Raw genomic sequence first — 1,769 nt, forward strand, 5'->3', positions numbered from 1 at the left:
TAAGTCCTCCGTGGGCACCCGCTACCGGTGAACCCAATAGCGATTCCCAAGCCTGACTATCGTGAGGTAGCGGGGAGAGGAAGGGATAGCGAAATCGTGGCTCTACGAACAGGAACGTGATAGTAAGGCGTATATAGCGGATAAGGGGGCTTCAAACTCTAAAGTCCAAAAAGGTAGTCGTAACCTATATGCGTAAATCACGAGAGTAAACGAGGAAAGATGTACAACTTATCCCGTGAGGTCTCATGANCGCTGAAAGCGTAGTAACAACGAATCATGAGAAGTCAGCCGAGCCCATAGTAGTGAGGAAACTTCTGTAATGGAAGTGGAGCGAAGGGGTGAACAACTAATTGAAGTAATCCTACTTCACTTGTGTCTGTAAAACGAACGGTCTGATAGAACTGGACTCTATCACGTATTGACTAGATGAAGGTTCACCAATATAAGATGTCCCTCAGGCACCAAAACAAGAAAGGAATAGGCACATGTCAAAATTGCTAGATAAGATATTATCACGCGAAAATATGCTGGAAGCCTACAATCAAGTAAAATCCAATAAGGGCTCAGCTGGGATTGATGGAATTACTATCGAAGAGATGGATAATTATCTCAGACAAAACTGGCGCCTGACTAAGGAACGGATAAAACAAAGAAAATATAAGCCTCAACCAGTTCTCAGAGTTGAGATTCCCAAACCAAACGGAGGCATCCGTCAACTAGGAATTCCAACAGTTATGGATAGAATGATTCAACAGGCCATTGTTCAAGTCCTTACCCCCATTTGTGAACCCCATTTCTCAGATACGAGCTATGGATTCAGACCAAATAGGTCATGTGAAAAAGCCATCATGAAGCTCTTAGAGTACTTAAATGACGGCTATGAGTGGATAGTGGATATAGACCTAGAGAAATTCTTCGATACAGTTCCTCAAGATAGATTGATGTCCTTAGTACATAACATTATCGAAGACGGAGATACGGAATCCTTGATTCGTAANTATCTTCATTCAGGTGTTATCATTAACGGTCAGCGTCATAAAACGCTAGTTGGCACACCACAGGGAGGAAATTTATCTCCTCTCTTATCCAATATNATGCTTAATGAATTGGATAAGGAATTAGAAAAGAGGGAACTTCGATTTGTGCGCTACGCAGATGATTGTGTGATTACGGTCGGAAGCGAGGCTGCCGCTAAGCGTGTGATGTATTCAGTCAGTCGTTTTATTGAGAAACGGCTAGGTTTGAAAGTAAACATAACCAAGACTAAGATTACTAGACCAAGAGAGTTGAAATATTTAGGTTTCGGATTCTGGAAATCATCAGCTGGTTGGAAAAGTCGCCCCCATCAAGATAGTGTTCGGAGATTTAAGCTTAAATTGAAGAAACTAACACAGAGGAANTGGAGTATAGACTTAACAAGACGTATTGAGCAACTGAATTTGTCTATTCGAGGATGGATAAACTATTTCTCATTGGGAAATATGAAAAGTATTGTCACCAGCATAGATGAGCGCTTGCGNACTCGCCTACGAGTGATTATCTGGAAGCAATGGAAGAAGAAATCTAGACGATTATGGGGATTGCTTAAGTTAGGAGTTCCTAAATGGATAGCAGATAAGGTATCTGGCTGGGGTGACCACTATCAATTAGTAGCTCAGAAGTCGGTACTTAAACGTGCTATATCAAAACCAGTCCTTGAGAAACGTGGACTGGTTTCGTGTTTGGATTATTACCTTGAACGACATGCGTTAAAAGTTAGTTGAACCGCC

The 1,769-nt window shown here is 41.8% G+C and carries 1 protein-coding gene; it reads left to right on the forward strand.

Features of this window, described 5'->3' with window-relative positions:
- Positions 1 to 485 precede the first annotated feature (485 nt).
- Positions 486 to 1,763, forward strand: coding sequence for a group II intron reverse transcriptase/maturase (ltrA, locus tag D8787_RS11155; RefSeq protein WP_125423858.1), 1,278 nt, complete (start codon positions 486 to 488; stop codon positions 1,761 to 1,763).
- Positions 1,764 to 1,769: the final 6 nt, after the last annotated feature.

It is taken from the genome of Streptococcus mitis, assembly GCF_003944325.1.
In the GTDB taxonomy this organism is placed as follows: domain Bacteria; phylum Bacillota; class Bacilli; order Lactobacillales; family Streptococcaceae; genus Streptococcus; species Streptococcus mitis_CW.